This window comes from Ramlibacter sp. AN1015 (assembly GCF_037726105.1).
Lineage (GTDB): Bacteria > Pseudomonadota > Gammaproteobacteria > Burkholderiales > Burkholderiaceae_C > Ramlibacter.
Map to the genome: position 1 here is coordinate 41,637 of NZ_JBBJUM010000004.1, position 23,962 is coordinate 65,598.

At 69.1% G+C, this 23,962-nt stretch carries 23 protein-coding genes; 15 read left to right on the forward strand and 8 right to left on the reverse strand.

All coding sequences use genetic code 11. From position 1 onward, the window contains the following. Positions 1 to 41 precede the first annotated feature (41 nt). The 3 genes from WG922_RS07905 to WG922_RS07915 all read right to left on the reverse strand — a co-directional run bounded on the left by WG922_RS07905 (position 42) and on the right by WG922_RS07915 (position 2,490). Positions 42 to 485 (reverse strand): hypothetical protein, encoded by a 444-nt coding sequence (locus WG922_RS07905; protein ID WP_340281891.1) that lies wholly within the window; start codon positions 483 to 485, stop codon positions 42 to 44. Beyond that, entirely contained in the window at positions 485 to 1,120 is a 636-nt protein-coding gene (locus WG922_RS07910) for an RICIN domain-containing protein (RefSeq protein ID WP_340281892.1), read from the reverse strand. The genes WG922_RS07905 and WG922_RS07910 overlap by 1 nt, the downstream gene beginning before the upstream one ends. A gap of 266 nt (positions 1,121 to 1,386) precedes the next feature. Continuing rightward, complete coding sequence (locus WG922_RS07915; protein WP_340281893.1) at positions 1,387 to 2,490, reverse strand: PQQ-dependent sugar dehydrogenase; 1,104 nt, start codon at positions 2,488 to 2,490, stop codon at positions 1,387 to 1,389. A 137-nt stretch (positions 2,491 to 2,627) separates the two neighbouring features. On the opposite strand from WG922_RS07915, the gene WG922_RS07920 reads away from it, so the two are divergent. Both WG922_RS07920 and WG922_RS07925 read left to right on the forward strand, forming a co-directional pair. Continuing rightward, positions 2,628 to 3,932, forward strand: a complete 1,305-nt coding sequence (locus tag WG922_RS07920) for a CheR family methyltransferase (protein WP_340282257.1) — start codon at positions 2,628 to 2,630, stop codon at positions 3,930 to 3,932. Between the two features lie 99 nt (positions 3,933 to 4,031). After that, positions 4,032 to 5,195, forward strand: coding sequence for a sensor histidine kinase (locus WG922_RS07925; RefSeq protein ID WP_340281894.1), 1,164 nt, complete (start codon positions 4,032 to 4,034; stop codon positions 5,193 to 5,195). A gap of 143 nt (positions 5,196 to 5,338) precedes the next feature. Here the strand turns inward: WG922_RS07925 and WG922_RS07930 are convergent, their stop codons facing one another. The 3 genes from WG922_RS07930 to WG922_RS07940 form a co-directional block, all read right to left on the reverse strand. Next, complete coding sequence (locus WG922_RS07930) at positions 5,339 to 5,665, reverse strand: hypothetical protein (RefSeq protein ID WP_340281895.1); 327 nt, start codon at positions 5,663 to 5,665, stop codon at positions 5,339 to 5,341. A gap of 367 nt (positions 5,666 to 6,032) precedes the next feature. Next, entirely contained in the window at positions 6,033 to 6,386 is a 354-nt protein-coding gene (locus WG922_RS07935) for a DUF3147 family protein (RefSeq protein WP_340281896.1), read from the reverse strand. A gap of 20 nt (positions 6,387 to 6,406) precedes the next feature. Continuing rightward, on the reverse strand, positions 6,407 to 7,021 hold the full coding sequence (locus WG922_RS07940) for a hypothetical protein (RefSeq protein WP_340281897.1): 615 nt from the start codon (positions 7,019 to 7,021) through the stop codon (positions 6,407 to 6,409). Positions 7,022 to 7,309: 288 nt separating this feature from the next. Between WG922_RS07940 and WG922_RS07945 the strand changes: the two genes are divergently transcribed. Then, positions 7,310 to 7,576, forward strand: coding sequence for a PepSY domain-containing protein (locus WG922_RS07945; RefSeq protein ID WP_340281898.1), 267 nt, complete (start codon positions 7,310 to 7,312; stop codon positions 7,574 to 7,576). 110 nt (positions 7,577 to 7,686) lie between these two features. On the opposite strand, the gene WG922_RS07950 is transcribed toward WG922_RS07945, so the two are convergent. Further along, on the reverse strand, positions 7,687 to 9,426 hold the full coding sequence (locus WG922_RS07950) for a hypothetical protein (RefSeq protein WP_340281899.1): 1,740 nt from the start codon (positions 9,424 to 9,426) through the stop codon (positions 7,687 to 7,689). Between the two features lie 20 nt (positions 9,427 to 9,446). On the opposite strand from WG922_RS07950, the gene WG922_RS07955 reads away from it, so the two are divergent. From WG922_RS07955 to WG922_RS08005, 11 genes are all read left to right on the forward strand, one after another. After that, positions 9,447 to 10,103, forward strand: a complete 657-nt coding sequence (locus WG922_RS07955) for a peroxiredoxin (protein ID WP_340281901.1) — start codon at positions 9,447 to 9,449, stop codon at positions 10,101 to 10,103. 266 nt (positions 10,104 to 10,369) lie between these two features. Further along, positions 10,370 to 10,849: a Na+/H+ antiporter subunit E gene (locus WG922_RS07960; protein ID WP_340281902.1), complete on the forward strand. Its 480-nt coding sequence runs from the start codon at positions 10,370 to 10,372 to the stop codon at positions 10,847 to 10,849. Beyond that, positions 10,842 to 11,126: a monovalent cation/H+ antiporter complex subunit F gene (locus WG922_RS07965; protein WP_340281903.1), complete on the forward strand. Its 285-nt coding sequence runs from the start codon at positions 10,842 to 10,844 to the stop codon at positions 11,124 to 11,126. Before WG922_RS07960 ends, WG922_RS07965 begins: the two co-directional genes overlap by 8 nt. After that, positions 11,123 to 11,431 carry a cation:proton antiporter gene (locus WG922_RS07970; RefSeq protein ID WP_340281905.1) on the forward strand — a complete coding sequence of 103 codons (309 nt, stop codon included), beginning with the start codon at positions 11,123 to 11,125 and terminating at the stop codon, positions 11,429 to 11,431. The genes WG922_RS07965 and WG922_RS07970 overlap by 4 nt, the downstream gene beginning before the upstream one ends. A 283-nt stretch (positions 11,432 to 11,714) precedes the next feature. After that, the gene (mbhE, locus tag WG922_RS07975; RefSeq protein WP_340281906.1) at positions 11,715 to 12,779 is read left to right on the forward strand and encodes a hydrogen gas-evolving membrane-bound hydrogenase subunit E; all 1,065 of its coding nucleotides are present in this window, start codon (positions 11,715 to 11,717) and stop codon (positions 12,777 to 12,779) included. Beyond that, positions 12,776 to 13,123, forward strand: a complete 348-nt coding sequence (locus tag WG922_RS07980; RefSeq protein WP_340281907.1) for an NADH-quinone oxidoreductase subunit K — start codon at positions 12,776 to 12,778, stop codon at positions 13,121 to 13,123. The genes mbhE and WG922_RS07980 overlap by 4 nt, the downstream gene beginning before the upstream one ends. Further along, positions 13,107 to 14,597, forward strand: a complete 1,491-nt coding sequence (locus tag WG922_RS07985; protein WP_340281908.1) for a complex I subunit 5 family protein — start codon at positions 13,107 to 13,109, stop codon at positions 14,595 to 14,597. The genes WG922_RS07980 and WG922_RS07985 overlap by 17 nt, the downstream gene beginning before the upstream one ends. Continuing rightward, the gene (locus tag WG922_RS07990) at positions 14,594 to 16,081 is read left to right on the forward strand and encodes a complex I subunit 5 family protein (RefSeq protein WP_340281909.1); all 1,488 of its coding nucleotides are present in this window, start codon (positions 14,594 to 14,596) and stop codon (positions 16,079 to 16,081) included. The genes WG922_RS07985 and WG922_RS07990 overlap by 4 nt, the downstream gene beginning before the upstream one ends. 274 nt (positions 16,082 to 16,355) lie before the next feature. Continuing rightward, complete coding sequence (locus WG922_RS07995; RefSeq protein ID WP_340281910.1) at positions 16,356 to 18,029, forward strand: complex I subunit 5 family protein; 1,674 nt, start codon at positions 16,356 to 16,358, stop codon at positions 18,027 to 18,029. An 84-nt stretch (positions 18,030 to 18,113) separates the two neighbouring features. After that, positions 18,114 to 19,505: a class II fumarate hydratase gene (gene fumC, locus WG922_RS08000; RefSeq protein ID WP_340281912.1), complete on the forward strand. Its 1,392-nt coding sequence runs from the start codon at positions 18,114 to 18,116 to the stop codon at positions 19,503 to 19,505. A gap of 146 nt (positions 19,506 to 19,651) precedes the next feature. After that, the gene (locus tag WG922_RS08005) at positions 19,652 to 21,079 is read left to right on the forward strand and encodes an ATP-binding protein (RefSeq protein ID WP_340281913.1); all 1,428 of its coding nucleotides are present in this window, start codon (positions 19,652 to 19,654) and stop codon (positions 21,077 to 21,079) included. A gap of 16 nt (positions 21,080 to 21,095) precedes the next feature. On the opposite strand, the gene WG922_RS08010 is transcribed toward WG922_RS08005, so the two are convergent. After that, entirely contained in the window at positions 21,096 to 21,707 is a 612-nt protein-coding gene (locus tag WG922_RS08010) for a YqhA family protein (RefSeq protein ID WP_340281915.1), read from the reverse strand. A gap of 134 nt (positions 21,708 to 21,841) precedes the next feature. Here WG922_RS08010 and acs point away from each other — a divergent pair, with 134 nt between their 5' ends. Further along, positions 21,842 to 23,827 carry an acetate--CoA ligase gene (gene acs / locus WG922_RS08015; RefSeq protein ID WP_340281916.1) on the forward strand — a complete coding sequence of 662 codons (1,986 nt, stop codon included), beginning with the start codon at positions 21,842 to 21,844 and terminating at the stop codon, positions 23,825 to 23,827. Positions 23,828 to 23,962: the final 135 nt, after the last annotated feature.

Below are 23,962 nucleotides of genomic sequence, written 5' to 3' on the forward strand. Positions count from 1 at the left end.
TCACCGCCCGCAGCTGCACGCTTTCAGCCCTCGGGGTCCGCTCAGGACTTCTTGCGCGTGCAGTAGTCGTAGGCGTCGGGTTTGGGAGCCAGGTCCGTATCGACAAGGATGATGACCGAGGCGCCGTCCGCACGCCTGCCCGCATGGGCCTCGAAGCCTTTGCCCAGCGGACCGCCGGTGAAAGTGACCTTTCCGCTGGCCGGCTCGTATTTCATGCTGCCCTGCTTCTTGCCGCCCGAAATCCAGGCGTACTGCGTCGGGCTGCTGAACTCGACCAGCTTGTAGGTGTAGCCGGCCTGGTTGTACTGCTGCTTGCAGCTGTAAGTTCCCACCTCCAGCTCGCCCCCCCGAGTGGTGAGCACGCTGAGCGGCTGGATCTGCGCTGCGACAGCCAGGGGCACCGTCACGCCGGCGCACGCCGCCATAAGGAGGACCGCGCCGCGGCTCATGAGGTTCCCGATGTGGGCATCCTGCTGCCGATGCATCAGTTCATGCCTCCAGCCGACACGACGTTACCGCCACCGGCAGAGACGACGTTGGCGCCCCCGGCCGACACCGCATTGGCCCCACCTGCAGAGACGACCTGGCCAGTGGCGGTGCTGATCACCACGCCGGGCCGGGCGGACCGCGCCGCCTGGATGAAGGCATTGCGCACGCCCGGGTCACGGATCTGCCGCCCGGCGAACGACTGCGCCGACTCCCTGGCGAGTGCCTTCCACTGCTGGTTGGTGGCGCCGCTGCAGTTCCAGGCGAGCACCGGTACGCCGGCACCGCCGCGGTTGCCCTGCACGTCAGCGCACCAGCCCAGCTCGTTGTTCAGCTTCCGGCCTGACAGCTTCCAGATCTGCGCCTTGTCGCCATTGCGGCATGACTCCCAGCGCAGGGGCTGGCTTCCGGATTGGCCGGTCAGGCACTGGCCGTCCACACGAATCGCGCCGTAGCCGGTGAAGCCCTGGATCGCGCCGGCGCCGTCCCAATCGCGCGTCACCGCTGCACCACCCTGGTTGTGGAGCATGTAGCCGCCGGACGAGGCGATGTACGCCACTTCGGAGGCCTGAGCGCTCAAGCCTGCAAACGCCAGAGCGGCGACGGCGACATGGCGGACGATCGGATGGGACATGGGATGGGTTCCTTCTCGAGGTGAATCGATGCGGCTGCTCAGCCGTCCGACCGAGTGTAGGTGGCTTCCTCGGCAGCAGCGCGCATCCGGCGCCCGCACGCGGCGTCCACGTCGGCGCAACGCTACATTCATGAGAACGATAGCCGGACGCAGCGTGTCATGGCGCCGTGACGACACGCCGGGACTGGTGCTGGCTGCGTCGATGCACGGTCACCTGCGCGCACGCCGCGGCGTGCGCGTGACACCTGCCCGCTGCGACGGCCCGCCTACCGGGCCTGCGCCGGCACCACCCGCCACACCGTGTTCGACAGGTCGTCCGCCACAATGAGCGCGCCCTTGGGGTCCACCGTCACGCCCACGGGCCGGCCGCGGGTCTTGCCCGCCGGGTCGCGGAAGCCGGTGACGAAGTCCACCGGCGGGCCGGCGGGGCGGCCGTCGCGGAAGGGCACGAAGACCACCTTGTAGCCCACCGGCTCGGAGCGGTTCCAGCTGCCGTGCTCGCCGACGAAGACGCCGTCGGCGAAGGCCTGGCCCATCGATGCGTTGTAGAAGGCCACGCCCAGGGCCGCCACGTGGGCGCCGAGGCTGTAGTCGGGCGTGATGGCCGAGGCGACCTTCTGCGGGTCCTGCGGCCGCACGCGGGTGTCCACGTGCTGGCCCCAGTAGCTGTAGGGCCAGCCGTAGAAGCCACCTTCGCGGATGGACGTGAGGTAGTCGGGCACCAGGTTGGGCCCAAGCTCGTCGCGCTCGTTCACCACCGTCCACAGCTGGCCGCTGCCGGGCTGGATGGCGAAGGCCGTGGGGTTGCGAACGCCCGTGGCATAGGGTTTGTGCAGGCCGGTGCGGGCGTCCACCTGCCAGATCACTGCGCGCTCGACTTCCGCGATCAACCCGCGCTCGGCGATGTTGCTGTTGGAGCCGATGCCCACATAGAGGAAGCGGCCGTCCGCGCTGGCTGTGAGGGCCTTGGTCCAGTGGTGGTTGATCTTCGACGGCAGGTCCGTGAGCTTCACGGGCGGCCCGCTGGCCTGGGTCTGGCCGGGTTCGTAATCGAAGCGCACCAGCGCGTCCGGGTTGGCGACGAAGAGGCTGCGCTCCACGAGGGCCAGTCCGTAGGGCGCGTTGAGGCCGCTGGCAAAGACGGTGCGCATCTCGTAGGTGCCGTCGCCGTCGGCATCGCGCAGCAGGGTCAGGCGATCGCCCCCCTTGACCGAGGACGTTCCTCGGGCCTTGATGAAGCCGGCGATCACGTCCTTGGGCGTGACGCTGGGCGCATTGCCGCCCTTGCCCTCGGCGACGAGGATGTCGCCGTTGGGAGCAGTGTCTGGCGCGGGAAGCCCATGTACAAGAACCGCGCGGGCTGGGCTCACGACCGGCTGAAACGTGCCGGCGAATGAGATTCCGGCCGCGATTCGGTCGTACCTCGATCACGCGGTGGAGCCACTTGCTACGGTTGAATCGCCGCGTAGCAGCGTGATGGACGACCAGGGCGGTGACGCTCACAGTGATGGCCTGTCCGACGTGCTGTCCATCGTGCTTGCCCGAACGGGGCAATGACTTCCGCTGGTATCGCCCGGCCATGCTGCGGCGCAGACTTGGTCGGCGCATGGCCCTGCGCCAGATGGACCAGATCGCCGACTATGTCGCACTGATCCAGACATCCGCTGAAGAAGTCGACGCACTCAAAGGAGAGTTCCTGATCGGGGTGACCGATTTCTTCAGGGATCCGGAAGCTTGGGAGACTCTGGCCGATGAAGTCCTCCCGGTGCTGGTGGCCAACCGCCAACCCGGGGATCCGCCGGTGCGCGTCTGGACGCCGGGCTGCGCTACCGGTCAGGAGAGCTACTCGATTGCCATGTTGTTGGTCGAGAACTGCGAGGCGCTGGGCACGACGCCCCATGTTCAGATATTCGGCACGGATATCGACACTGATGCGCTGGCGGTCGCACGGGCGGGCTCTTATCCCGAGAGCATTGCATCGACCATATCGGCGCAGCGTCTCGGCCGCTTTTTCGACAGGCGCGGGAGTCGCTACGTCGTGCGCAAGCAGCTGCGCGACTGCGTCATGTTTGCCCCGCAGAATCTGCTGCGCTATATCCCTTACTCGCGGCTCGATCTGGTCCTCTGCAGGAACCTCCTGATCTACCTCGAGCCCGCGCTGCAGGAGCGCGTGTTGGACCTGCTTCACTTCGCGATCAGGCCGGGTGGCTATCTTTTGTTGGGCAAGGCCGAGTCGGCAGGTCCCTCGAAGGATCACTTCGAGCCCGCCTCCAAAGCAGTACGCCTGTTTCGCCGCGTCGGGGCTCGTTCCCACCTCCCCGGTGGGCTCCCATCAGGAAATACGCTGTTCGGCGCCAAGGGGATACGCTGGGCAGCAGGCGAGTCCGACCGGGCCCGCCCCACGCATTCGGAGATCCTTCGGCTCCATCTCGGCCAGCGCAGCGTCATCGCCGCCATCCTGTTGGATCGCGAGGGCCGCCCGCTGCCACGCTTCGGCCGCACTTGCAAGAAGTGGCCGCGACAGCTCAGTTCTACAGATGGAGCAGCCCACGCCTGCTCAGAAGGGCCAGCGCAAGTCCCACAACAAAGCCGACTGCAACGGTCCAGATGCAAAGCGCAGAACAGACTAGGACCACGATCCGGTCGCTGCGAGTTGCGGGAAGTGCACCTGTTCCCGCCGCGAGCTGGATGCCGGCACCGAACAGCACATAGCGCACTTGTTTTCGGTGATCGTCCTGTCGGGGCCGGGTCGCTGAAGTCATGGCCTTGGTCCGCGATGAGCTCTGAGATCACCCGGCGCAACCATCGGTGAGAGGCGCATACTGGGGTGCCGATCGGATGCAGATCCATTGCCGCCGTACTTTTCCGTTCAGTTCGGCGTACTGGCGGACGTCGAGCAGGAGAAAGATTCATGCACCAGTTCCTCGTGAACAACCGGGAGGAGCTCATTGCACGTTGCAAGGAGAAGGTTGCGCAGCGTCCACGCCGAGCTGCGACCGACCAGCAGCTAGTGCACGGAGTTCCCATCTTCCTCGAACAACTGACCCGCACGCTGGCGGCCGAGGAAATGGGCAAATCCGCCGAAGGCAAGCGGATCTCCGGAGCGTCGGGTGGCGACGGCGGTCTTGCCTTGTCCGAAATCGGGATCAGCGCAGCCGCGCATGGGCGCGAGCTGCTCGAAATGGGCTTCACGGTCGATCAGGTTGTCCATGACTACGGCGACCTTTGCCAAGCCATCACCGATCTGGCCGTAGAGCGGGACGCTCCGTTCAGCGTGGACGAGTTCCGCACCTTGAATCGTTGCCTCGACAATGCCATAGCCGATGCGGTCACGGAGTTCAGCTATCAGAGGGATCTCTCCCGGAGCGAGGAACAAGCGGCCGAGGTCAATCAGCGGATCGGATTCCTGGTCCATGAGCTGCGCAACGCGCTCGGGACGGCGAAGTTGTCGTTGAACGCGCTGGAGTTGACCAACATGCCGATCAGCGGGGCCACCGGTGCTGTCCTGAAACGCAGCCTGGGTGCGTTGCAGAAGCTGATCGACAAGACGATCGATGAGGTTCGCGCAGCGCCACAACCCGCGGTCGTTCGCGAGCATTTTCTGATAGCGGACTTCCTGGCCGATGCAGCCGCAACGGCCAGGCTGGATCCGAAGGCCCAGTTGTGCAGGTTCGAGGTCGCTCCTGCCGAACCCGCGCTCAGCGTGGAGGCCAACCGGAGCATGCTTTCGGCCGCGCTCGGCAACCTTCTGCAGAACGCGTTCAAGTTCAGCCGACCCAACGGGATAGTGGAACTGCGCGCGGTTCGGGACGGCAACCGGGTCTTGATCCAGGTTCGAGACAGCTGCGGCGGACTCCCGGCCGGAAGTGCCAGCCGGATGTTCGCCCCGTTCTCGCAACGCGGTGACGACAGGACTGGACTCGGACTCGGGTTGTCCATAGCACGCAAGAGCGTGGAGGCAGATGGGGGCACTCTGGGTGTCCAGGATCTGCCTGGCCTCGGATGCGTGTTCACGATCAGTGTGGAGCTTGCACCTTCCGGTCCTGTGCCTCTCACCGCCGACACCAACACATGAAGTCGAGGTGCGCTGCGCGGCACGCGGCTCGCGCCGTTCAAGCGCACGCTTTGCTGGAATAAGGGCAGCTGGCGGATGGTCGTCCGCACGCGGTGCGGCAGGGCCGCACGTCAGACCCTGCCTCAGCGCCCGGGCGCTACCTGCTACTTTCCAGGCGCCCTGTACTTCGCGGACACCGCCCCCGCGGCCTTCATCGCTTCGAGTTGCTGGGCGGGCGTGAGCAACTCCTCCAGCGTCGCGCCACACAGCGCCCCGCTCGCCGTGACCACCATGGCCACGGTGGCGCTGTTGACGGCCTCGCCCTCGGCGATGCAGATGATCTCTCCCTTGGCCGAGTACCACATATGCTGCAGCTTCATGCCTGCAGCCTCGAACAGTTCCCGGCCTGGGCCTTCGCGGTCACCTGGTCGGGCAAGCATCCCTCGGAAAGCGTCGGGGGTGTATTGCGCACGCAGCAGATAGAGGCTCATGGTTCGACTCCTTGGCAGTAGGGAGAACCGGACCCGGTGCGCGGGGACCAGCTGGGGCGATCGTTGACGGGCGCACCACCGTCCTGCTGTGTCGGGGGATGTACCCCGTGCGTGATGCAGGCGCATGCAGTATGGGAGTCGGGCAGCGGTATGCAAGGGCTCTGGTGCAACTTCTGTGTTGCTGCTGCTGCAGAACGCTCCATCAGTGAGCTGCAGCGTCCGGACACTGCTGTGCCATCATGGCAGGCCAGGCGCTGGAACCGTATGGTCGAGCGCCGTCCCTCGAAGGCCGGGCCAGCGTGCGCACTCCGCTGCACGCGTCGCGCGATCATCGACTACGCGGGGGCGCAGGATCCACGCAGCCCTTTCACGGCCACAGTTCCACCCCATGCCGGCGCAGGATCGCAGCCGCGCCGGCAAAGCATAGGAGCGTGATCGCGGCCGAGCCTGCGAGCGCGAACCAGAACCCGACGCGTCCGAGCAGGGTGGGGAACGCCAGAAACATCGGCAGCGTGGGCAGCACATACCAGAACGTGTACCAGGCATGGTTTCCCACGCGTTGCTGCGGCTGACCTTCGATGTGCAGCCACACGAGGGTCAGCACCGTCACGAGCGGAAGCGCGGCAATCAGGGCGCCCAGCCGATCGCTGCGGCGCGCAACCTCCGAGACAAGGACCACGATGGCGGCCGTGATCAGGTACTTCGTGATGAGCCAGCCCACGTTTGCTCCCCGCCTGCAGCTCAGGCCTTGCGTTCAGGGGCATTCACGGGCAAGTCGTTCCGTCCCCGCGTGGCCCCCGCCCTCTCCATGCGCTGCGCGGGCTGCACGATACGCAATGCGTGCCACGCGAAGAGGCCGCCGAGCGCCGCGCCGATCGTGTCCATCACGAGGTCGGAGACGGTGTCCATGAAACCGAGTTCGCCCATCATGCCCTCCACCATTTCCCAGCCGATCCCGAGCGCCAGGCCCATGCCGGTACACCACCAGACCAGGTGCGCGCGGGTGCGCCGGACGTCGCGCGCATACAGGAGGCCGATGGCGGAGAGGCCGGCAAAGCCGGAATACGCATGGACGAACTCGTCGAACCAGGCGTAGTCCTCGAACCACCCGAACGTGCCGCCGGCGCCGTTCAGGAGCGCCGAGAGGACCAGCAGGAACCGGAACAGGCTCGGCACCTTGAGCAGCAGAATCGCGGTGCCGGCCACGAGGAAGATTCCAAGGGCCCAGGTCATGGTCGTTTGCTGTGCCTGCCACACCATCGAGAGGAGGGCGGCGATCAGCAGCACCCCGAGGAAGGCGAGCAGGTTCCAGGCGCCTGCGTCGAGCGGAGAGCGTGGGGTATGGCGAGGGCTCATCGGCACACCTTACGCACCTGGCTGCACTCAGGCACGGCGGTTCGTCCGATTCCGGTGTCATACGCGTTCCCATACCGCAGGGGGCAAACACGATGCCGCAGCCCGACGCTTCGGCCGGTGGTCAAGCCCAAGCTCGAACGCCGAACGAGCGCCCGGCTGTGCCTGTTTGAAAAAGCGAGACGTACTGCGACATACGCAGGGAAGGCGGCGCCATGGCGCGTTTGCCTACGACTTCGGCAGGGCGGGGGGCCTACTCTTGCGCCGATTCAACCTTCGTGGAGACGCCACATGATTCACACCAAGCTTCTCGCGGGCTGCGTGATGGCCGCAGCCATGGCCGCGGCACCCGCTCTTGCCGACGACCGCTCACTCCCGCCGGCCCAGGTGATCGACGCGATCAACGTGGCTGTCGCTGCCTATCCCGGACGCGTCAAGGAGGTCGAGGTCACGCAGGAAAACGGCAGGCTGCTGGTCGAGGTAGAGATCGTGGCGGAGGGCGGTCGCGAGCGCGAGTTGACGGTGGATCCGGCAACCCGCGAAGTGGTCTCGCGCTGAGCTGTCGATGGATCGGCTTGCCCGAGAACGCGGAGCACAAGAACGACGGGAGCCATCGGCTCCCGTCGTTGTCGAGGCTGCGAGCCTCTGGGCAGGTGGGTACGGGCGCCCTAGGGCGTCGTGTTGCTGAAAGTGCGCGTGCAGGGCGTCGGCTGCACGAAATTGCTGCGGTTGTTGCCCAGGTCGAGGGCGTTCTTCACCAGCTCCATGTCCTGCCGAATCGCCGGCGCGGCCTTCGTGGCGTCGCCGGTCTGCAGCAAGTCGACGGCATGGTCGATCACCTCCTGCACCGAGGCGAAACCGCTCACATAGGTGTTCGAGGTCACGCTCGGCGCAAAGATGGCATCGCCTGGCATCACCTTCTCGGTAACGACGTTCAGCTGCATGGCCGCAAGCTGCGCCGAGAGCATGTAGGCCATGTTCTTGGCGCGGGCGCCTTGCAGCCACGTCTTCAGTGCGTCCGCACTCAGGGTCTCGCCTGCTGCGTACAGCAAGGCGCCGCTGTCGGTACGCAGGTTCAGTGCACGCAGCGCATCCTGGTTCGCATGTGTCGTCGCCAGGCCCTTGTTCATCCAGTAGCCGATGGTGCGGGCTTGCGAGTTGCCCGCACCGGTGCAGACGTTTGCAAAATCGACGGTGGTGCCGCTCGCCGCAGGCGTCGCGCCGATCGCGTTCATGATGCGCGTGCCCGAGGCGGCAGCCACGACCGGCTGGGCGCCGGAGACGCCGTTCACGAAGACGTTGGTCGCATACCAGTTCGTTTCGTCCGGCGCGAGCTCCCACACCGAAAGCTCCTGAAGCGGCAGTCCGGTGAAGGTGGTCGTGGTCCGTGCGGTCTCGTAGCTGGTGCCGACCGTTCGGCCGACCAGCCATCCGTTTGCGCCGTCGAGATACTCCTCGCCCGCGTCCTTCAGGCCGTTCACGTTGACGTCGTAGAACTTGCGCACCGTGATCGATCCGGTAATCGGCGCCGGCGGCAGCGCCGCATCGCGCTCGGCCACCTTGAACGAGTCGGTCTTGGTGAACTTCTGGGTGAAGTCGGCGTTCAGGCTGACCCACACCTTGTACTCGTCGCCGTTGTTCGTGGTGTCGTCGTACCCCTTGGTGCCCTTGGCGGAGGTGCGCCAGACGATGTCCGTGAGCACCGGGCAGCCCATGATCTCGCCGGCGGCATTCGTCTCGATCGGGGTCTTGGCGGTGCCATTGCCATAGAGGCTGCTACCGAGCACCTTGGTGCCGGCCGGGTTGGTCACCTGCACGTAGTACTTGGACTCGGGAATCAGTCCCGCTGCGGAGCCGCCGGCGGGCCCGCCCCAGACAGTCACGTCGGATTTCAAGGCATACAAGTTCTTGTTGACCGCGCGGCAGTCGTCCTTGGTGGACGTGAAAATCGAACCCTGCAGGCCGCTCTCCTTGGTGGCCGTGGCCCACCAGCCCGACGCTTCGGCTGCGAGCGAGCCGGCGTCGGCTACCGATTCGGAGCCGCCGCTGCCGGCACCTGCATTGCTGCCGGTCGCGCTATCGCTACCGCCTCCGCCACAGCCGATCAGGGTTGCCGCCGCCAGCCCCAGGGCGGCGGCGAGAGAAGTGGAGCGCAGCACAGCGTAGAGGTGGTTATTTGCTTGCATTTGATACGTCTCGTAACAGAGAGCGCGAATGTAGGCGCGTGAAGCACTGCACGCAAGAAGCGCCAAAGTATTAGTTCGATGATCGGCCCCGAGCCGCCGCCGGCGCGTGGGGACGTGACCGCGAGACCGCTGGCGCGCCGTCGTCAGCGCAGCCGCATGCCGGCGGCAAACCGCCTCGGTTGACACCCCCAGAACGGGCGCCGCATCATCTTTGGCCCGCACACCCCCAGGGAGAACTACGCATGCTGCGCATCAACGACCAGGCACCGAACTTCAACGCCGAGACCACGCACGGGAAGATCGATTTCCACCAGTGGATCGGCAACGACTGGGCCATCCTGTTTTCGCATCCCAAGGACTTCACGCCGGTCTGCACGACCGAGCTGGGCACCATGGCGCGCATCGAGCCCGAGTTCACCCGCCGCGGCGCCAAGCTGATCGGCCTGAGCGTCGATCCGGTGGACAGCCACCAGAAGTGGCTCGGCGACATCGAGGAGACGCAGGGCGCGAAGGTGAACTACCCCATCATCGCGGACAGCGACCTCGCGGTCTCCAAGCTCTACAACATGCTGCCCGCCGACGAGCCGGGCAGCTCCGACGGGCGCACCGCGGCGACCAACCAGGCGGTGCGCTCGGTGTTCGTGATCGGCCCCGACAAGCGCATCAAGATGATGCTGGTCTACCCCATGACCACGGGCCGCAACTTCGACGAGATCCTGCGCGCGCTCGACTCCATCCAGATGACGGCCAAGTACAAGGTCGCCACGCCCGCCAACTGGAAGCAGGGCGACGACGTGATCATCGCGGGCTCGGTGACGGACGAAGAAGCCAAGACGCTGTTCCCCGACGGCTGGAAGGCGGTCAAGCCGTACCTGCGCGTCGTCAAGCAGCCGGGCTGACCGGCACCCGGTGCCGCGCGCGCGTGCGCCGCGCTGCGCCGCCGCCCGCCGGTGTGCCCGAGCCGGGCCATGCCGCGCGATGCCGGATCTGCAGGCAGGGCGCCCGCGTCCGCTTCACCGCCGGCACGCACCGGAAGGCAGCGAGTGCCTTGCCGCGCCGGGTCTCGGGGCCTCGTCCGGCACACGGGCTGCGCAACCTCTGCTAGGGTCGATTCCGCTCGGGTGCCGCGTGCTGTCGGCATGCACCTGCGGCGCTCCACACCGGCATGGTCCTTCTCAAGCGCTTCCTGCAAATGGCCTTCTTCTGGCTGGTGCTCACGGCCGGCGACCCCCACGCGTGGGCGGTCGGTGCCCTGGCCTGCGCAGCCGCCGCGCTGGTGAGCCTGCGCCTGCTGCCGCCGGTCTCCCAGACCGTGCGGCTGCGCGTGCTGCTGCGGGTGTTCGCGCGCTTCGTGCACGGCTCCCTGAGCGGTGGTGTCGACGTCGCCCGCCGTGCCCTTCACCCGGCGTTGCCGATTCGGCCCGGCTGGCTGCGCCACCCGTGGGTGCTTCCGCCCGGCCCCTCGCGCAAGCTGCTGGGGGACCTGCTCAGCCTGATGCCGGGAACGCTTCCGGCCGGCGACGACGGCCACACCCTGTTGATCCACTGCCTCGACCGGCACCAGCCCGTGCTGCGCGACGCGGCTGCGCTGGAGCGCGAGCTGTGCGAGCTGCTGGGGCGGCAGCGCGGGCATCGCCATGGATGAATTCCTCTATGCCTGCGCCGCGCTGCTGCTGCTGACGGTGGCGGGCAGCCTGCTGCGCATCCTGCTCGGCCCGAGCCGCGCCGACCGCATGATGGGCGCGCAGCTCGCCAGCACCGGCGGGGTGGCGATCCTGCTGCTGCTGGCCGAGGCCTCCGACGTTCCGGCGGTGCTGGACGTGGCGCTGGTGCTCGCATTGCTCGCCGCGGTGGCGGCCGTGGCTTTCGTCAAGGCCGTCAGCCCCGATGGCGCCGGCGACCCCGAGGAGGAGCGGCCGTGAATGCGCTGCTCGCCGGCGCCAGCGTCGTCCTGTGCATCCTGGGATTGGTGTTCTTCGTGGCCGGTACGGTGGGCCTGCTGCGCTTTCCCGACGTCCACACGCGCCTGCACGCCCTGACCAAGGCCGACAACCTGGGGCTCGGCTTCATCGCCCTGGCAATGGCGCTGCAGGCACCGAGCGTCTGGCACGCCCTCAAGCTGCTCCTGGTGTGGGGGCTGGCGATGCTGGCGGCGGCCACTGCGGCGCAGTTGGTGGCACGCGCCGCGCTCGTGAACCTGCCGGCGCGCGAGGACACCGGCCCATGAGCCGCCGGGCCGTTGTCGCGCAGGACGCCGCGGTACGCCGCCGCCCGCCACTGCGAAGCCACTGCCTTCGGGCGCTGCGTGTGCTGCCGGTAGCTCGCCGGCAGGGCTTGCCGGCGCGGCAGGGAATTTGCCGGCGGGCGCTGCGCGTACATCGCCGGGCGACGCGCACCCCCACCCGTGGCACACCCGTGCCCGGCACGCAGGCGCTGCGGGTGCGCCGCCAGGCTGCGTCGTCGGCACGTCAGGGGCAGGCCGGCTCCGGGCGCAGCACGGAGGCCGCGCGATGAGCGGCGGCGTGGGCCGGCTCGCCTTCGACGTCCTGCTGTGCGTGCTGCTGGTGGGGGTGGCGCTGGGGGCCGTGCTGGTGCGCGAGCTCTTCGCAGCGGTGGTGTTCTTCGTCTCGTTCGGGCTGTTCGTCGCCATTGCCTGGGTGCGCCTGGGTGCGATCGACGTGGCGCTCGCCGAGGCGGCGCTCGGAGCTGGCCTCACCGGCGTGCTGCTGATGCGCGCCGCGGCGCGGCTGCGAGGCGCGCCGCCGCCGGGCGCCGGTGATGCCGGTGACGCCGGTGCCGCGATGGCGCAGCCCCCGGAAGCAACAAGGGCGTCCGCTCAGGGTTTTTCCGGTGCGCCCGGCGCCACGGTGGGCCGGCACGCGAGCCCCACCCGGCGCGCCGGCGCCAGGCGCGCCCACCCGGTCCTGTCGGCCCTGCTCTGCGCTGCACTGTTCGCGGCGCTCGCGCAGGTGGTGCTCACCGCGCCGGCGGGGGAGGCCCTGGCGCCGCGGGTCCAGGCGCAGATCGGCGCCACGGGCGTGTCCAACCCCGTCACCGCGGTGCTGCTCAACTTCCGCGGCTACGACACCCTGCTGGAGACGGTGGTGCTGCTGGCCGCATTGCTCGCGGCCTGGTCGCTGTGCAGCGACGGCGCCTGGCCCGGTCGCCCCGGCCTGCCGGACCACGCCCGGCCCGAGGGCCTCATGGCCTCGTTCGCGCGGGTGCTGCCGCCTGCCGGTCTGCTGGTGGGCATCCACCTGTTCTGGGCGGGCGCCGATGCACCGGGCGGCGCCTTCCAGGCGGGGACCATCCTGGCCGCGGTCTGGCTGCTGGCGGCCATGGCGGGCCTGGCGCGTCCCGCCGCCGTCGAAAGCACGCGGCTGCGGCTGGTGCTGGTCGCAGGGCCGGCGCTGTTCCTGTCCGTCGCGGTCGCCGCGATCCCCTTCGGCAGCTTCCTCTACTTCCCCGGCGGTGTCGCCAAGGCGCTGGTGCTGCTGGTCGAGAGCGGACTCACGGTGTCGATCGCCGCCACGCTGGGCCTGCTGGTGATGGGGCCGCCGGCGAGGCAGGCATGAACCCGGTGCTGTTCGGCTTGTGCGGTGCGGCTCTGATCGCCATCGGGCTCTACGGACTGATGGTGCGCAGTCACCTTCTGCTGCGGCTGCTCGGCTTCAACATCATGGGCAGCGGCATCTTCCTGCTGTTCGGCAGCCTGGCGGCGCGCACGCCCGGGCCGCTGGACCCGGTGCCGCTCGCGATGGTGATCACCGGCATCGTGGTCGCCCTGGCCGCTACGGCACTCGGGCTCGCCCTGGCCGTGCGCCTGTACGAACACACCGGCGCGGTCGTGCTCCCGGACGAAGCCGACGAAGCGGACCTGGCGCGCGAGGAAGGCAGCGACGGTGGCGTGGTCCGCTGACGCCCCGTTGGCGAACGTGCCCTGGGCGGCGCTGGTCGTGGCGCTGCCGCTGCTGGCCGCGCTGGTGGCGAGCGTCTCGCTGCGCGCGGCGCGCCTGCTCGCGCTGCCGGTCGGGCTGCTCGGTCTGCTGGTGACGGTGGCAGCGAGCGTGCAGGTCGCGATGCACGGCCCCTCGCGCGTGCACGTGGGCGGCTGGTGGCCGCCGCTGGGCATCGCCCTGCGGCTGGACGGCCTTGGCTGCGCACTGCTGGTGGTGAGCTCGCTGGTGGCGCTCGGCGCCTTCGCGGCGGGCCGGTCGCGTTTCGGCGCGCAAGCGGCACGCCAGGCATGGGCCTTCTGGCCGCTGTCCTTCTGCCTGCTCGCTGCGCTCAATGCCGCCTTCGTCGGTGCAGACCTGTTCAACCTCTACGTGGCGCTGGAGCTGCTGACCATCTCCGCGGTGGCGCTGGTTGCCCTGGAAGGTAGCGCGGCTGCGGTGGCGGCGGCGCTGCGCTACCTGCTGTTCGCCCTGGTGGGCTCGCTGGCCTACCTGCTCGGCGTGGTCCTGCTGTACGCCCGGCATGCAACGCTCGATCTGCAGGCGCTCGGCCAGCTGCCCTCCGGCGGGAGCGACGTGGCGCTGGCGGCGGCGCTGATCTCGGTCGGCCTCATGGCCAAGGGCGCCCTGTTCCCGCTGCACGGCTGGCTCGCGCCCGCCCACGCGGCGGCGCCCGCACCCGCGAGCGCGCTGCTCTCGGCGTTGGTGGTGAAGGCGCCCTTCCTGGTGCTGCTGCGGGTGTGGTTCGAGGCCCTGCCTGCCCTTCCCGATGCGGTCTTCAGCCAGCTGCTGGGTGTGTTGGGCGCGGGCGCCATCGTGCTGGGCTCCTGGCTCGCGTTGCGGCAGGAGCGGCTCAAGCTCGTGGTCGCGTATTCCACCGTGGCCCAACTCGGCTACCTGCTGCTGGTGTTCCCACTCGCGGCCGGTCCCGGCCGGGAAACCGAGTGGGCCGCTGCGGCCTGGACGGGCGTGGCCTTCCACGCACTGGCCCACGCGCTCGCGAAGGCGGCGATGTTCCTGGCAGCGGGCGATATGGCGCAGGCCCTGGGTCACGACCGGGTCGCAGGGCTGGCCGGCCTCGGCGGCGCCATGCCGCTGTCGGCGTTCGCCTTCGCGCTGGCGGCGGTTTCGCTGATGGGGCTGCCGCCCTCGGGCGGCTTCACCGGCAAATACCTGCTGCTCACCGCGGCGCTCGGCAGCGGCCAGTGGTGGTGGGCCGCGGTCATGCTGGCTGGAGGCCTGTTCGCCGCGGCCTACCTCTTTCGGCCGCTGTCGTGCATGCTGGCCGATGCGCGACCCGAGCTGGCGGTGCGCGTGCCACGGCGGCGGCAGGCGGTGGCGCTCGCACTCGCGTTCGCCGCCGTGGTGCTGGGGCTGCTGTCCGCAGGGCCGTTCGCCTTGCTCGCCGGCTCCTGGCCCGGGGAGGCGCCGCCATGAACGCGCTCCTGCCGGTCCTCACGCTGTCGATGTCGCTGATCACGTCGCTCGTGATCTTCGCCTTGCCCGAGCAGGCGCGACGCACGCGCATCATCGTCAACCTGCTCGGAGCCTTGGCCAAGCTGGTGCTGGTGGGGCTGATGCTGGCGGGGGTGGCGAGCGGTGCCAGCTACGAGGCGCGGCTCGCGCTGCTGCCCGGGCTCGACCTGCTGCTGCGGGTGGACGCCCTGTCGCTGCTGTTCGTGACGCTGTCGGCGTTCCTGTGGCTGCTCACCACCATCTATGCCATCGCCTATCTGGGGCACGGCGCCAATCTCTCGCGCTTCTTCGGCTTTTTCAGCCTGTGCGTCGCAGCGACCACCGGCATCGCCCTGGCCGGAACGCTGGTGTCGTTCTTCATCTTCTACGAACTGCTCACGCTGTCGACGTGGCCGCTGGTGGTGCACAAGGGCGATGCTGCCTCCCTCGCCGCAGGGCGGCGCTACCTCGCCTACACGATGGTCGGGAGCGCGGTGCTGCTGGCCGGGATCGTGGGCCTGGAAGGACAGGTGGGCCCGGTCGAATTCATCCGCCACGGCACGCTCGTGCAGGGCGACGCGAACGCGCTGCGCTGGATCTTCCTGCTGATGATCGGCGGGCTGGGAGTGAAGGCGGCGCTCGTTCCGCTGCACGGCTGGCTGCCCCACGCGATGGTCGCCCCCGCACCCGTGAGCGCACTGCTGCACGCGGTGGCGGTGGTCAAGGCGGGCGCCTTCGGCATCGTGCGCGTGGTCTACGACGTCTACGGCGTGCAACTGGTGCACGAGTTGGGCCTCGGCCTGCCGCTTGCGATCGCTGCCAGCGTGACCATCCTCTGGGGCTCGCTGCGTGCGCTGCAGCAGCAGGACATCAAGCGCAGGCTGGCGTACTCCACCGTGAGCCAGGTCTCCTACATCGTGCTCGGAACCGCCCTGTTCGGGCCGTACGCCACCATCGGCGGACTGGTCCACCTGGTGCACCAGGGGCTGATGAAGATCACGCTCTTCTTCTGCGCCGGCGCGCTGGCCGAACGCATCGGCGTCACCCGGGTGGATGCGCTGGACGGCGCCGGGCGGCGCATGCCGCTGACCATGCTGGCCTTCAGCGCGGCGGCGCTGGGAATGATCGGCGTGCCGCCGGTCGCGGGCTTCGTGAGCAAGTGGTATCTGGGCGTAGGGGCGCTGCAGTCCGGCCAACCGTGGGTGCTGCTGGTGCTGGCGCTCAGCAGCATCCTCAACGCCGCCTACTTCCTGCCGCTGCTGTACCGCGCCTGGTTCCTGCCTCCACCGGCCGATGCCCCGCCGGCCGATGCGCACGGCCATGCACCGACTGGCAGCGGCATCGGCCTGGTCGCGCCCGCGGTGGTGACCGGCGTCGCCAGCGTGATGGCGGGCGCGGTGGCGGGCTTCGGCTACAGCCCGCTCGGCTGGGCCTCGCTGATCGTTCAGCGGACCTACGCACCATGAACCGCCGCAGTGTTCTCGTTCTGACAGCACGCGGCGCCGCGCCGCGAAGCACGCCGGCCTGCCACCTGCGCTGCCGGCCAGGCCGGCGATGGGGCAAGGCTGCAATGCGCAGCGTCCATCCTCCGCGCGTGCAATGGTGCGGCGCTCTCGACGTCCGCGGGCCGGCGGTGCGTAGCGAGCCGGCTGTGGGCGCGGTCGGGGGCGCGCTCCCGGGAGCGAGCCGCACCGCGGCTCTTCCGGTCGGCGCGGCAGCGTGCAGGGTGGAGGCGCGTCCGTGAGCCGCGACGCCTTCCTGCTGGTCCTCGTGCCCACGCTGCCGCTGCTGCTGGCGCTCCTGAGCGCACTGGTGCGCCGGCCGCTGTGGCTGCTGCCCTGGGGCGCACTGCCGGCGCTCGCCTGCATTCTGCTGGTGCCGGTCGGCGCCGCCTTCGAGTTGCCCGATGCGCAGCTGAGCGCGGTGCTGCGCCTGGATGCCATGGGAGCGCTGTTTCTCGGGCTGGCGGCGCCCCTGTGGATCTGCGCCGGCCTGTATGCGCAGGGGTATCTCGCGGGCAAGCCGCACGCGCGGGGCTTCTGCGTCTGCTGGCAGCTCACGCTGGCCGGCAGCCTAGGCACCTGTGTGGCCGGCGACGCGGTCGCCTACTACGTCGCCTTCTCCTTCGTTTCGCTGCCCGCCTATGCGCTGGTGATCCACGAACGCAGCGCCGAGAGCCTGCGTGCCGGTCGCATCTACATCGCGCTCGCGGTGTTCGGCGAAACGTCCTTGCTGCTGGCCCTCATGCTGGGCAGCCATGCCGCCGCGAGCACCTTGATGGATCCGATCCGGCAGGCCTTGCCGCAGGCCGAATGGGGCACCTGGGCGGTGCTCGCGCTGCTGGCCGGCGTCGGCATGAAGTGCGGCCTGGTGCCCCTGCACGGGTGGTTGCCGCTCGCCCACTCGGCGGCGCCCGTGCCGGCGTCGGCGGTCCTCAGCGGCGCCATCGTGAAAGCGGGCGTGATCGGGCTGGTGCGCTTCCTGCCGGGGGAGGGCCTGCTCGCGGACTGGCCGCTGGTCATCACATGGCTGGGGCTGGCGAGCGCCTACGCGGGCGTGGTGCTCGGCCTGCCGCAGCAAAACCCGAAGGCGGTGCTGGCGTATTCGACGATGAGCCAGATGGGCCTGCTGGTGGCCGTCATCGGCGCTGGCGCGGGCACGCCAGGAGCGGCTGCGGCCGAGGCCACCGCTGCCGCGGTGGCGCTGCTCGCCGTGCACCACGGACTCGCGAAGGGAGCGCTGTTCCTCGGGTACGGGCTGCTGGGCGCGTGGGCGGGGCGCGGGCTCGTCCTGGCGGTCCTCGCCGTGCTCGGTGCGGCCATCGCGGGCCTGCCGCTGAGCGGTGGGGCGCTGGCCAAGCTGGCCACCAAGGAGCCGTTGGGGGAGGGCGCGGCGGCCCTCGCAGCCACCTGGTCGGCGGTGGGAACGATGCTGCTGATGCTGCGATTCCTGTGGCTGGCGGCACGGCAGGAGGCCCGCTCGGGCAGGCCGTCCCTGTGGATGCTGCTGCCCTGGGTGGTATTGGTCGTGGCGGCGCTGGCCGTGCCCTGGGGGCTCGCCCCACGACTCGCACCGTCGGCGGTCGCCTACGCGCTCGAGCCCGCTTCGCTGGTGGATGCGGCCTGGCCCCTGCTGCTGGCACTGGCGCTGGCGTATGCGGCGGCGCGGTGGCCGCTGAACCGCCCGCAGGTGCCGGTGGGAGACGTGGCCGCCTGGGTCGATGCGCGGCTGGGAACGCTGCGCGAGCGCTCGCAGGCGCCTGCGGTCGAACCTGGCGCCGGCGACGCGGTGGCCATGCCGGCGTTGTCCTGGATGGCAGGAGCGCATGGTGCGGCCGAACGTCTTACTGCCTGGTCGGTCGCCGTGGCCGCGCTCGGCCTTCTGGCCCTGCTGCTGGGCTTGGTGCTGGCCTGAAAGCGAGGCTGCGCGGGTGCGGATCAGCCTCGCGAGCCCTGACCTCTGATAGGGTGCTCCGACGCCTTCGTGGAGACCGCGCGCATGAGCACCCGCACCGAGCACGACACCTTCGGACCGATCGAGGTCCCGGCCGAGCGCCTCTGGGGCGCGCAGACCCAGCGCTCGTTGCGCAACTTCGCCATCTCCGGCGAGCGTCAGCCCCGCGAAATCCTGCGCGCGCTGGTGCAGGTCAAGCGCGCCTCGGCGCTCGTCAACCGCGGCCTCGGGCTGCTGGACGAGCGCATCGCCGGAGCCATCGTCGCCGCGGCCGACGAAGTGCTCGCCGGCGACCACGCGGAGGAATTTCCCCTCGTGGTGTGGCAGACCGGCTCGGGCACCCAGACCAACATGAACGTCAACGAGGTGCTCGCCAACCGCGCAAGCGAGCTGCTGGGTGGCGCGCGCGGCGAGGGCCGGCGGGTGCATCCCAACGACCATGTGAACCGCAGCCAGTCGTCCAACGACGTCTATCCCACGGCCATGCACGTGGCCGCCGTGCTGGCGCTGCGCGAGCAGGTGCTCCCCGCGCTCACCCGGCTGCACGCCACGCTGCTCGCCAAATCTCAGGCCTTCGCCGACATCGTGAAGATCGGCCGCACGCACCTGCAGGACGCCACGCCGCTGACCCTCGGGCAGGAGTTCTCGGGCTACTGCGCCCAGCTCGCCCACGCTGCGCGCCACATCGAGGCCAGCCTGCCGCACCTGTACGAGCTGGCGCTGGGCGGCACCGCGGTGGGCACCGGGCTGAACGCGCCGCCCGGCTATGCCGAGCAGGTGGCGGGCGAACTCGCGCGCCACACCGGGCACCCGTTCGTGAGCGCGCCGAACAAGTTCGAGGTGATGGCCGCGGCCGATGCCCTGGTCCACGCGCACGGCGCCCTGAAAGGACTGGCGGCGAGCCTGATGAAGATCGCCAACGACATCCGCTGGCTGGCCAGCGGCCCGCGCAGCGGCATCGGCGAGCTGCGCATCCCCGAGAACGAACCGGGTTCCTCCATCATGCCGGGCAAGGTGAACCCCACCCAGAGCGAGGCGCTCACCATGCTGTGCTGCCAGGTGTTCGGCAACGACGTGGCGATCACCGTGGGCGGCGCTTCGGGCAATTTCGAGCTGAACGTGTTTCGGCCGCTGATCGCGCACAACTTCCAGCAGAGCGCGCGCCTGCTGGCCGACGGCATGGACAGCTTCGACGCGCACTGCGCCACCGGGATCGAGCCGAACCACGAGCGCATCGCCGAGCTGGTGTCGCGCTCGCTGATGCTGGTGACCGCGCTGAACCCGCACATCGGCTACGACAAGGCAGCCGAGATCGCCAAGAAGGCCCACCGGGAGGGCACCAGCCTGCGCGAGGCGGCTGTGGCTTCGGGCCACGTCTCGCCGGAGGATTTCGACCGATGGGTCGATCCCGGCCGCATGACCGGTTCCGGTCACTGATGACGCAGTACGAAGAACAGAGTACAGATGTGTGTTGCAGGAGTCCTTTAGGAGAAACCGGGTTGCGTCATTGATGAGCTACAGATAAGGTGCAATTCACGGCTGAGCAGGGCGCGCGCCGCCAGGCCGGCAATGGAGGGCCTGGAATGGACGACAACAGTAAACCCGCTGTGACGAACGGCGCAGCGGCCGCGACGGCGCCGCAGGAGCTCGATGGCGCCGGGACGACGGTACGAGGGCGCGCATCGGCACTGCTGCAGACCGTGCGCGCCAAGGTGCAGCGTTTCGGTGGCCCTTTCCTGGTCAACTTTCTCGTGATCCTTTCGGTGGCCGTGCTCACGCTGGCGCTGCTCAGCCTCTCGTTCGTGCGCTTCGTGCAGGACCGGCGCGTGCAGATGGTTGCCGATGCGTTTTCCGCCTCGCTGGCGGCGGTCGCCGCGTCCGTTCGGGCACTGCCCCCGGAGATGCGTGACGCCCACCTCGACGCGCTCGGCCGCCTCACCAACGGGCGCCTGGTGGCTGACGATCCGGCGAACTGGGGATTCACCGAGCCACGCACGGACATGATCGAGCGCTACTTCCTGTCCATGCGCGAGCAGTTGCCCAACTACAACGTGGCGTTCACCGCGGGCACGCCGCCCTTCCTGTGGCTCGGGCTGCCGCTGGGAGAAGGGCGCACGCGCTGGATCCGCCACGATTTGTCGGGCTTCGTCGATATTCCGCTGCCCTACCTGATCCTGGTCGCGCTGGCGACCACCGCGGTCGCTTCGGCCGGCGCCGCCTTCCTGCTGGTGCGCATGCGCCGTCAGCTTGGCTGGCTCGTGGACGCGATGGACGGCATCGACGCGCGCGGCGGCGGCCCGGCCCCCATGCCGCCGTCCGGGCACGACGGCGACGTTCTGGAACTCGATCGGCACTTCAAGAAGATGGCCGCGCGGCTGGCGGACGCCCATGCAGAACGGGCCGTGATGATGACGGGCGTGTCCCAGGATCTGCGCCGCCTGCTGGATGGCCTGCGAGCTGCGCTGCCCCGCGCGACCACGCCGGTGGAAGCCTTGCGCTATGCGGGCGAGATGGACCGGGTCCTGGAGCAGTTCGCCGCCTTCGCGCAGGCGAGCGATCTCGAGCCGAAGCTGCCGCTGGACATCAATCCTCTGCTGGGCGAACTCGCGCTGCAGCACGCCGGCGCCGGCGTGACCTTCGAGGTGAACCTCGGAGGCCTGCCCTACACCGATCTGCGGCTTGCGGCGGCACGCCGCATCTTCGGCAATCTGGTGGACAACGCGGTGCGGCACGGCGGCGGCCGGGTGGAGCTGTCCAGCGCCCTGGAGAACGGCTGGGTCGTGGTGCGTGTGCTCGACGCCGGCCCGGGCGTATCGGACGCCGAGCTCGCCCTGCTCGGACGCCCCTTCTACCGCACCGATGCAGGACGCGCACGCGGCGCCGGCAGCGGCCTGGGCCTGGCCATCGCGCGACAGGAAGTCGAGGCGCACGGCGGCAGCCTGCGCCTGGCGAAGCGCCTGGGCGGCGGGCTGCAGGTCGAGGTGTGGCTGCCGCCCGCCAAGCTGGCGTGAGCGCCGGCCACAGGCTTCAGTGCCTGGCGCCGGAGGTGCCGCCGGCCATGATCCGGTCCGTGTAGGCGATCGCCATCGCCGACAGCAGGAACGCGATATGGATGGCGGTCTGCGCGATCAGCACCCGGTCGGAATAGTTGTCGGCATTGATGAAGGTCTTGAGCAGGTGGATCGAGCTGATGCCGATGATGGCGGTGGCGAGCTTGACCTTGAGCACCGAGGCGTTCACGTGGCTCAGCCATTCGGGCTGGTCGGGATGGCCCTGCAGGTTCATGCGGCTGACGAAGGTTTCGTAGCCGCCGACGATCACCATGATCAGCAGGTTGGAGATCATCACCACGTCGATCAGCGCCAGAACGACCAGCATGATGACGGTCTCGTTCAGGCTGGTCACCGCGGCCGTGCTCTTGTAGCCGATGCTGGTGATCAGCTTCTGCAGGGCGACCTCGCTGCCGAAGGCGGCCTCGAGCAGGTGAATCAGCTCGACCCAGAAGTGAAAGACATAGACGGCCTGGGCCGCGATCAGGCCCAGGTAGAGCGGCAGCTGGAGCCAGCGGCTGGCAAAAATCAGGTTCGGCAGGGGACGCAGGGGAGAGTTCCTGGTCTGCAGCGGATTCGGGTCGGCCATCGGGGGGGATTGGAAAAGGGACCGGCGATTCTAGGGCGCGCAGCCCCCCCGCACCCCTGGCTACACTCAGTCAGTGCGATGTAAGAGGCCCGGCAGAAAGTCGCGCCCGACAGCCACCACCTCCGGAGACAAGCATGACTGCCATCGAATCGGTCCTGGTCGAAAACCGCGTGTTCCCTCCCTCCGACGCTGCCCAGCAGGGCGCCCGCATTTCGGGCATGCAGGCCTACGAGGCGCTGTGCCGCGAGGCCGAGAGCGACTTCGAGGGGTTCTGGGCCCGGCTGGCGCGCGAGCACGTCGTCTGGAGCCGGCCGTTCACGCGCACGCTGGACGACAGCCGCGCGCCGTTCTACCGGTGGTTCGACGACGGCGAGCTCAATGCCTCGGCCAATTGCCTGGACAAGCACCTGGGCACGCCGGTGGAACACAAGACCGCCATCGTCTTCGAGTCCGACGACGGGCAGGTCAGCCGCATCAGCTATCGCGAACTGCTCGAACGCGTCGCCCGCTTCGCCAACGCGCTGAGGGCGCAGGGCATCGAGAAGGGCGACCGCGTCGTCATCTACATGCCCATGACCGTGGAGGGCGTCGTCGCGATGCAGGCCTGCGCGCGCATCGGCGCCACGCACAGCGTGGTGTTCGGCGGCTTCTCGGCCAAGGCACTGAACGAGCGCATCATCGATGCCGGCGCAAAGGCCGTGGTCACGGCCAATTTCCAGATGCGCGGCGGCAAGGAAATGCCGCTCAAGGCCATCGTCGATGAAGCCATCGCCATGGGGGGCTGCGACACGCTGCGCACGGTGCTGGTGTACCGGCGCACCCGGACGGCGTGCACCATGGTGGCGGGCCGCGACAAGACCTTCGAGGAGGCACTCGAAGGTCAGTCGAGCGAGTGCCCTCCGGTCGCCGTGGAAGCCGAGCATCCGCTGTTCATCCTGTACACGTCCGGATCGACGGGCAAACCGAAGGGCGTGCAGCACGCGACCGGCGGCTACCTGCTGTGGGCGCACCTGACGATGCTGTGGACCTTCGACGTCCGGCCGCAGGACGTGTTCTGGTGCACCGCCGACATCGGCTGGATCACCGGCCACACCTACGTCGCCTACGGCCCGCTGGCGGCAGGCGCCACGCAGGTCATCTTCGAGGGCGTACCCACCTGGCCGGATGCGGGTCGGTTCTGGCAGATGATCGAGCGGCACAAGGTCTCCATCTTCTACACGGCGCCGACCGCCATCCGCTCCCTCATCAAGGCGGCGGAGGCCGACGAGAAGGTGCACCCGGCGCGCAGCGACCTGTCGAGCCTGCGCATCGTGGGCAGCGTCGGCGAGCCGATCAATCCCGAGGCCTGGATGTGGTACTGGCGAAACGTGGGCGGCGAACGCTGCCCGGTGGTCGATACCTTCTGGCAGACCGAGACCGGCGGGCACGTGATCACGCCGCTTCCGGGCGCGACGCCGCTGGTGCCCGGATCGTGCACGCTACCGCTGCCCGGCATCGCTGCGGCCGTCGTCGATGAGACCGGCAAGGACATGCCCCACGGCGCCGGGGGCATGCTGGTGATCAAGCGGCCCTGGCCCGCGATGATCCGCACCATCTGGAACGACCCCGAGCGCTTCAGGAAAAGCTACTTCCCCGAGGAGATGGGCGGACGGATCTATCTCGCCGGCGACGGTGCGGTGCGCAGCGCCGACCGAGGCTACTTCCGCATCACGGGCCGCATCGACGACGTACTCAATGTCTCGGGCCACCGGCTCGGCACCATGGAGATCGAGTCGGCCCTGGTGGCCAAGACCGACCTGGTTGCCGAAGCGGCGGTGGTCGGCCGGCCCGACGAGCTCACCGGCGAGGCGGTCTGCGCCTTCGTCGTCCTCAAGCGGCCCCGCCCGAGCGGCGAGGAGGCGCGCCAGATCGCCAACGAACTGCGCAACTGGGTGGCCAAGGAGATCGGCCCCATCGCCAAGCCCAAGGACATCCGCTTCGGCGAGAACCTGCCCAAGACGCGCAGCGGCAAGATCATGCGCCGCCTGCTGCGCAGCATCGCCAAGGGAGAGGCCATCACCCAGGACACCAGCACGCTGGAAAACCCGGCCATCCTTGAGCAGCTGTCCGAGAAGAACTGAGCGGGCGAGGGGCCGCCGCGGCAGCGGTTCCGATTCCGGTGCTACCGGCTTGCGGGTACCCGGTGCAAGGTTCGGGAGCGGGGTGCGGCGAGCGGCTTCTGCGCGTCGAGGCCGTGTCACCCAAACATGGCGCCC

Coding starts and splice junctions, on each gene's coding strand:
- WG922_RS07905 (WP_340281891.1), bottom strand. CDS start 485: ATGCATCGGCAGCAGGATGCCCACATCGGGAACCTCATGAGCCGCGGC.
- WG922_RS07910 (WP_340281892.1), bottom strand. CDS start 1,120: ATGTCCCATCCGATCGTCCGCCATGTCGCCGTCGCCGCTCTGGCGTTT.
- WG922_RS07920 (WP_340282257.1), top strand. CDS start 2,628: ATGGCCTGTCCGACGTGCTGTCCATCGTGCTTGCCCGAACGGGGCAAT.
- WG922_RS07925 (WP_340281894.1), top strand. CDS start 4,032: ATGCACCAGTTCCTCGTGAACAACCGGGAGGAGCTCATTGCACGTTGC.
- WG922_RS07930 (WP_340281895.1), bottom strand. CDS start 5,665: ATGAGCCTCTATCTGCTGCGTGCGCAATACACCCCCGACGCTTTCCGA.
- WG922_RS07940 (WP_340281897.1), bottom strand. CDS start 7,021: ATGAGCCCTCGCCATACCCCACGCTCTCCGCTCGACGCAGGCGCCTGG.
- WG922_RS07945 (WP_340281898.1), top strand. CDS start 7,310: ATGATTCACACCAAGCTTCTCGCGGGCTGCGTGATGGCCGCAGCCATG.
- WG922_RS07955 (WP_340281901.1), top strand. CDS start 9,447: ATGCTGCGCATCAACGACCAGGCACCGAACTTCAACGCCGAGACCACG.
- WG922_RS07960 (WP_340281902.1), top strand. CDS start 10,370: ATGGTCCTTCTCAAGCGCTTCCTGCAAATGGCCTTCTTCTGGCTGGTG.
- WG922_RS07965 (WP_340281903.1), top strand. CDS start 10,842: ATGGATGAATTCCTCTATGCCTGCGCCGCGCTGCTGCTGCTGACGGTG.
- mbhE (WP_340281906.1), top strand. CDS start 11,715: ATGAGCGGCGGCGTGGGCCGGCTCGCCTTCGACGTCCTGCTGTGCGTG.
- WG922_RS07980 (WP_340281907.1), top strand. CDS start 12,776: ATGAACCCGGTGCTGTTCGGCTTGTGCGGTGCGGCTCTGATCGCCATC.
- WG922_RS07990 (WP_340281909.1), top strand. CDS start 14,594: ATGAACGCGCTCCTGCCGGTCCTCACGCTGTCGATGTCGCTGATCACG.
- fumC (WP_340281912.1), top strand. CDS start 18,114: ATGAGCACCCGCACCGAGCACGACACCTTCGGACCGATCGAGGTCCCG.
- WG922_RS08005 (WP_340281913.1), top strand. CDS start 19,652: ATGGACGACAACAGTAAACCCGCTGTGACGAACGGCGCAGCGGCCGCG.
- WG922_RS08010 (WP_340281915.1), bottom strand. CDS start 21,707: ATGGCCGACCCGAATCCGCTGCAGACCAGGAACTCTCCCCTGCGTCCC.
- acs (WP_340281916.1), top strand. CDS start 21,842: ATGACTGCCATCGAATCGGTCCTGGTCGAAAACCGCGTGTTCCCTCCC.